Source organism: Sedimentibacter sp. (genome assembly GCF_033447055.1).
Classification (GTDB): domain Bacteria; phylum Bacillota; class Clostridia; order Tissierellales; family Sedimentibacteraceae; genus Sedimentibacter.
This window is the reverse complement of sequence record NZ_JAWQJF010000118.1, coordinates 1-7042: the sequence shown is the minus strand read 5'-3', so window position 1 is coordinate 7042 and position 7042 is coordinate 1. Positions and strand designations below refer to the sequence as shown.

The following is a 7042-nucleotide window of genomic DNA, read 5'->3' as shown; positions in this document are numbered from 1 at the left end:
CGGCAACCCAATATACCCGGCGGATTTTAAAAATACACGCGGTGATTATGATAGACTGACTGAGGCAGCGAGAAAAAATATTACTGAACTTTTACAAGAGAATGAGTGATAATAAAATTTCAGTTATTATAGGTAAGCCGGCCGGATTCTGCTCTGGGGTCAAGCGGGCGATTGCTATTGTAAAAAAAGAAGCGCAAGCAAATCCGGGTCAGGTCTATACTTTGGGTTCGATTGTTCATAATGCCCAGGTTGTAAATGAACTTAAAAAATTAAATGTTAAAACTATAAGTATGAACCGACTACAACCGCAGGCCGATAGCAAGTCAGTGATTGTAATCCGTTCGCACGGCTGCGCACCGCAGGTGATTGATAAAATTATAAAATTTGGATACAAAATTGTTGACGCGACCTGTCCGATTGTGAGAAAAGTGCAGAATTGTGCCCGGCAATTAAAAGACCAGGGATATGCAACGATTGTAATTGGAGATAAAAATCATCCTGAGGTTAAAGGTATAATTGGCTGGTGTAACAATGAAGCTTCAGTCATTGACAGCGTAGAAGATTTGATTAAGCTTGATATTAATCCTTCTGAAAAATATTGTCTGGTATCTCAAACAACATTCAATACAAAGATATTTAATGAAATTGCTGATGCGATTGATAAAAATAATTATACGAACATTTTTGTTAAAAATACAATTTGTGATGCAACAAGAAAAAGACAGGAAGCATGTTTGGAGTTAGCTTCAATATGCGATGTAATGCTTATAATAGGTGGAAGAAACAGCTCAAATACAAAAAAACTTTATGAACTGAGCAAGAAAGTCTGTCCTAATACATTCTTAATTGAAAATTATAAGGAAATTCCTTATAAATATATTGATAAAAAAACTATTGTGGGAGTGTCCGCAGGAGCATCAGCCCCTGACTGGATAATTGAGGAGGTTATTAAAATGTTGGAAAACCTAAATAACGACATGAATGAAAAGAACGAACAAGCAGAACAAGCTGGAACAATGCATGAACTGTTTGAAAATTATGGTGGAGTATCTTATATCAGAACAGGTGAAAGAATTAAAGGTACTGTTATATACGTACGTCCTGACGCCATTTCTGTAAACATCAATTATAAATCTGACGGAATTATTACAAGAGATGATTATTCCTTCACTGAAGTACAAGATTTAACACAAGTAGTAAAAGAAGGAGACGAAATTGAAGCTCAAGTTGTAAAAATTTCTGATCAAGACGGAAATGTTGTCTTGACTAGAAAGCCAATAGAAGAACACAAAATATGGGACGAATTAGAGTCAATGAAAAATGATGGCACTGTAATTGAAACTTTAATAAATGAAGCTTCACAATTCGGAATTTACGGAAAAGTCAAAGGAATTAAAGGATTTATTCCAAGAAATCAAATTTCAATTAACAGAAATGCTGATCCTTCAGAATATGTTGGCAAAAACTTAAAAGTTAAAGTATTAGAAACAAAGAACAACAAAGGAAGAAGACAATTAGTTTTAACATCCAGAGCTGTTGAAAAAGTTGAAAAAGAAGCAAAAGACAACGAAGTTTGGGAAACAATACAAGAAGGCGAAATTTATGAAGGAACAGTTAAGAATCTCCAAGATTACGGAGCATTTGTAGAAATCAATGGTATAGACGGATTGTTACACATAAATGAAATCGCATGGACAAGAATCAAACATCCTTCTGAAGTACTTAAAGTTGGCGATAAAATAAGCGTTAAAGTAAAAAGTATAGATAAAGAAAATAAAAAACTTTCATTAAGCTACAAAGCTACTATAAAAAGTCCATGGGCAATGTTCTTAGATAAGCATGAAAAAGGCGACACAGTTACAGGAACTGTAACAAGAATAGTAGATTTTGGCGCATTTGTAATGGTAGACGACATTGAGTGCTTGCTTCATATAAAAGATCTTGACTGGGCAAGAACAGAAAAAGTAACTGACATTCTTCAAGAAGGTCAAGAAGTAACAGCTAAAATATTAAATATTACAAGAAAAGACAGAAAAGTAAGTTTAGGAATGAAACAACTTGTTGAACATCCATTTGATAAATTTGCTAAAGAACTTGAAATAAATGCTGTAATACCAGTTGAAGTAACTCGTATATTGTTGGACGGTGTACATGTAAATGTAAACGGTAATATTGATTGCTTTATACCACTTCAAAAAGTAACAACTGAAAAATTAAGAACACCAGCTCAAGTAGTAAAAGTTGGGGAAATAAAGGATGCAAAAGTCCTTGGAATTGATTTGAAAGGCAAAAACCTTAACTTGACATTCATATTGGAAGATAAGGAAGAAGAATTCGAAAATAGCGATTCTGCATCATATCAACCAGAAGAAGCAAACTTTACTATAGGCGAATCTATAGGAAGCGCACTTGGAGATTTGTTGAAGTAAACTTTAAAATGTTAGGTCGCAATATGGCCTAACATTTTTCATTAAAAGGAGGTAACATGATTAAAGAATTTTTATTTGATGTATGCTCAAAACAATTTATTTCAGGTTTTGAACATGTAAATGGCGACATATTAAAAAAATATTTTGAACCATACACAGATTTATTTGAAAAAGATAAAGTAGGAAGTTATATATTCAAATCCAGCGGAAGCAATGATACAAAAATAATGCTTGCAGCTCATATTGATGAAATAGGGCTCATGGTAACAAAAGTTCTTGATGGTGGATTTTTAAGCTTCACTTCAGTTGGGGGCATAAACCCTGCATCTTTAGTAGCACAAGATGTTACTGTTTATGGAAAAGAAAATATTTTTGGAGTTATAGGAATAAAACCTCCCCATGTAACTACAGAAGAAGAAAGAGATAAGCCACTAAAAATAAAAGATTTATTTATAGACACAGGGTATTCAAAAGAAGAGCTTGAAAAACTCGTAAAAGTTGGAGATGTCGCAACAATTAAAAGAGAACCTATGTCACTGCAAGAAAGCATAGTGTCATCAAAAGCACTTGATGACAAAGCATGTGTTGCGGTAATGCTTGAAACTGCAAAAGAATTAAAGAAAATATCTCACAAGAGCAATGTATACTATGTTGCCACAGCTCAAGAAGAAACGGGTTGCAGAGGCGCTACAACATCTAGCTACAAAATAAACCCTGACATAGGAATTGTTCTTGATGTTGGATTTGGAATGACACCAGACATGCCGTCAGAAACACCTCATTTAGGGAAGGGTCCTGTTGTAGCATACGGCGGAAGATTAAATCAAAAGCTTACGAAAAAATTCGTAGAAACGTGCAAAAAATACAACTACCCAATGCAGTATGAAGCAATACCTTCAAGAACAGGAACCGATACAGATTCATTGCAAGTGAACAGAGATGGCATACCATGCATCTTGTTGTCCATTCCTCTTCGCTACATGCATACATCAGTTGAAACAATCGACATTAAGGATGTAGAAAACGCAGGCAAGGCGATTGCTCGTTTCATTAATGAATTAGATAATTCTGATTTGGAGGAAATATTATGTTTTTAAAAGAATTAACTGAACTTTCCGGCGTATCAGGTTGTGAATATGAAGTAAGAAATTACATTAAAAATAAATTAGATGAAATTGATTGCAAATATTATGTAGATAAGCTTGAAAATGTTATTGCTCACAATGTTGGCAAGAAAAACAAGACAATTATGATAGCAGCTCATATGGATGAAGTTGGTCTCATTGTTACGCACATAGATTCAGACGGTTTCATTAAATTCCAGGCTGTTGGAGGAATTGACCCAAGGGTGTTGAATTCGAAGCAAGTATTAGTTGGAGAAAATAAAATTCCAGGTGTAATCGGCTCAAAAGCAGTTCATTTAATGAGTGATGATGAAAGAGGAAAATCAATACCAATTGAAAAATTATATGTTGACATAGGCTCAAGCTCAAAACCAGAAACAGAAAAACTTGTAAGTATAGGCGATTATGTTACCTTTAAAAGCGATTATGTAGAATTTGGCAATGACATGATAAAAGCTAAAGCATTAGATGACCGTGCAGGTTGCAGCGCAATACTGGAACTACTTAGGATGAAGCTGGATGCTGATTTTTATGGCGTATTTACAGTTATGGAAGAAGTTGGCTGCAGAGGAGCTCAAACAGCAGCATATGCGTTGGAACCTGACTTTGGAATAGTAATTGAAGGTACAGTGTGTGCTGATATGCCGGAAGTTGAAGAACATTCTAAATCAACAATTGTAGGCAAAGGAGCAGCATTATCAATAATGGATAGTTCTACTGTATATGATATAGATGTTGTAAGAAGTGTAGAAAAAATTGCTAAACAAAATAACATTGCTCATCAGTTTAGAAAATCATCTTCAGGCGGAAATGATGCGGGTGTTATACACAAAACAAAAGAAGGCGCCAAAGTTATGGCAATTTCAATTCCATGCAGATACATACATTCAGCAGTGAGTGTTGCCAGCAAAAATGATTATAACAGTGTTGTTCAATTAGCTAAAGCCGTAATATTAGAAAATCAGAAAGGGGAATATAATGAAATTTAACAGTGAATTAATGAAGAAATTATCAGATTGTTTTTCTCCCTCAGGAAGAGAAAAGAATGTCCGTGAAATGATTATAGATGAAATAAAGGATTTTGCAGATGAAATAAAAGTTGATCCTCTTGGAAACCTAATTGCAAGAAAAAAGGGAAACGGCAAAAAAATACTATTTTCTGCCCACATGGATCAAATAGGCTTAATCATAACACATGTTGATGAAAAAGGATTCCTTAGATTTTCTAATGTTGGAGGAATCCACGCAAAAGAAATTGTTGGTCTTCGCGTGATATTTGACAATGGACTTGAAGGAGTTATATGTCAAGAAGAATTAAAAGACAAAGATAAGTTGACAATGAGCAAGCTGTACATTGATGTAGCTTCAACAAACAAAGAATTCGTAAAAAACAATTTTCATATTGGAGATATGTGTGTTTTCAAATCTGAATACTATGAAACAGAAGACTGCGTAATCTGCAAAGCAGCTGATGACAGAATTGGATGCTACATTCAAATTGAAGCAATTAAAAATCATCCTGCAACAGAAAATGACGTTTACTATGTATTTTCCGTTCAGGAGGAAGTTGGAACAAGAGGAGCTAAAACAGCAGTCTACGCCATCAATCCTGATTTAGGAATTGCACTTGATGTAACAGCAACAGGCGATTCTTTGGACGGAATAAAAATGGATGTAAAATTAGGCGGCGGAGCTGCCATAAAACTTATGGATAAATCAATGATCACTCATCCGGAAGTAAAAGACCTGCTCACAAACTTAGCTGAAGAAAACAACATCAAATATCAATATGAAGTGCTGGAATTTGGAGGTACAGATGCTGGTCCAATCCACTTGTCAAGAGAAGGAGTTCCTAGTGGTGTAATTTCCATACCAACAAGAAACCTCCACTCAGCAGCAGAAATAATAAACAAGCAAGACGTTATAGAATGTATTAAATTAGTTGAAGCAATAGTTGCAAAATAATCAACAATTTATAATAACCATATGTAGGGGAGGGATTTAGCCCTCCTTTTAAATTTAATAGTTCATAAGGCAGGGTGCAGGTGCTAAATACTTGCACTTTTATATTTTTTACTATTTACTAACACAAATATATTTTGAAGTTTACATTTATATTTTAAAATGAAAGTGTACCTAAAAGAATTGCTTAAAGGAAGGTGTTTTGATGAATTTTAAAATAGATTTCGTTATAGGGGAGAATATATGAAAAAAACCTATGTTTTAGATACCAATGTATTGATACAGTCGCCAGCTTCATTACTATGCTTTGAAGAAAACAATTTGGTTTTGCCTATTGTATGTTTAGAAGAATTGGATAAACTGAAAACAGAAAATGGAGAGTGTGGTTCTAATGCTAGAGCATGTATCCGTTTTTTGGAAAAATTAAGACAAGAAGGTAACCTCTTAGAAGGAGTTCCTCTTTCTAATGGTGGTTGTCTTCGAATTGAGTCTAATTATATTAATATAGAACTTCCGCCAGATTTTTTAAATAATAAAAATGATAATCGAATATTACAGGTTTGCAGGGGACTTCGTGAAAACGGAGTATCAGTTATTTTAGTAACAAAAGATATTTTAGTCAGATTAAAATCACAGATCTTAGGAATAGAAGCACAAGACTTTACAAATGAACAAGCACCTTCCCTAGACGAGCAATATACTGGCCGAAATGAATGTTTTGTATCAGATGAAGCAATGACTTCTTTTAAGAAAAAAGGAATTTGTTTAGAAGATGTCTATACTTATGTAAAGAATGAAAAAAAATCAATATTCCCTGTGATAAATGAATTTTATACTTTACGTTCTGAAACAAATTCTCAAAAAACATTGTTAGCTAAGTTTGATGGAAATAAATTCATTTCTTTGAATTATTCAAAAAAACAACCTTTTGGAATCACCCCGAAAAATTTAGGGCAATATTTTTTACAGGAGGCTCTAATGGAAACAGCAAAAAAAGCTCCTCTTGTAATAATAAAAGGAACAGCAGGGACAGCAAAAACATTTTACTCTCTTGCCGTAGGATTAGCCAAAACACTAGATGATAATGATAAGGAATACAGAAGAATATTAATTACTCGTCCTAATGTTCAATTTGATGAAAATATAGGTTTTTTGCCTGGTACAGAACAGGAAAAGATAGCACCTTTTCTACGACCAATTATTGATAATCTTGAAATATTAATGAAAAAAAACAAGGGCGAAAAATATCAGGACGAACCTGCATTAAAGAGTAAAATCGATAAGCTATTTGAAAGTTCTATTTATGCAGAAGCAATGAATTTTATTCGAGGTAGAACCTTAACCCATACTTATTTGATTATAGATGAAGCTCAAAATTTAACACCAAAACAGGCTAAGGGAATCATTACTCGTGTAGGAGAAGGGACAAAAGTGATTTTACTTGGGGAACCACAGCAAATAGATCATCCGTTATTGGATGAAAGAACCAATGGTCTTAGTTATGCTAGTGAAAAAATGAAAGGAAGT

5 protein-coding genes are annotated in these 7042 nt (G+C 33.9%); all 5 read left to right on the top strand.

The window, feature by feature from the left end:
• The first annotated feature begins 101 nt into the window (after positions 1-101).
• Entirely contained in the window at positions 102-2429 is a 2328-nt protein-coding gene (locus tag SA378_RS08180; protein ID WP_318525496.1) for a bifunctional 4-hydroxy-3-methylbut-2-enyl diphosphate reductase/30S ribosomal protein S1, read from the top strand.
• 56 nt (positions 2430-2485) lie between these two features.
• On the top strand, positions 2486-3526 hold the full coding sequence (locus tag SA378_RS08175) for a M42 family metallopeptidase (protein WP_318525495.1): 1041 nt from the start codon (positions 2486-2488) through the stop codon (positions 3524-3526).
• Positions 3517-4542 (top strand): M42 family metallopeptidase, encoded by a 1026-nt coding sequence (locus tag SA378_RS08170; RefSeq protein ID WP_318525494.1) that lies wholly within the window; start codon positions 3517-3519, stop codon positions 4540-4542. The genes SA378_RS08175 and SA378_RS08170 overlap by 10 nt, the downstream gene beginning before the upstream one ends.
• Positions 4532-5518: a M42 family metallopeptidase gene (locus tag SA378_RS08165; RefSeq protein WP_318525493.1), complete on the top strand. Its 987-nt coding sequence runs from the start codon at positions 4532-4534 to the stop codon at positions 5516-5518. The genes SA378_RS08170 and SA378_RS08165 overlap by 11 nt, the downstream gene beginning before the upstream one ends.
• Positions 5519-5758: 240 nt before the next feature.
• Positions 5759-7042: PhoH family protein (locus SA378_RS08160; protein ID WP_318525492.1), on the top strand; the 1284-nt coding region annotated here is incomplete at its 3' end.

Bases quoted from the DNA above. Each gene is read 5' to 3' on its own strand.
- SA378_RS08165 (WP_318525493.1), top strand. From the start codon at position 4,532: ATGAAATTTAACAGTGAATTAATGAAGAAATTATCAGATTGTTTTTCT.
- SA378_RS08175 (WP_318525495.1), top strand. From the start codon at position 2,486: ATGATTAAAGAATTTTTATTTGATGTATGCTCAAAACAATTTATTTCA.
- SA378_RS08180 (WP_318525496.1), top strand. From the start codon at position 102: ATGAGTGATAATAAAATTTCAGTTATTATAGGTAAGCCGGCCGGATTC.
- SA378_RS08170 (WP_318525494.1), top strand. From the start codon at position 3,517: ATGTTTTTAAAAGAATTAACTGAACTTTCCGGCGTATCAGGTTGTGAA.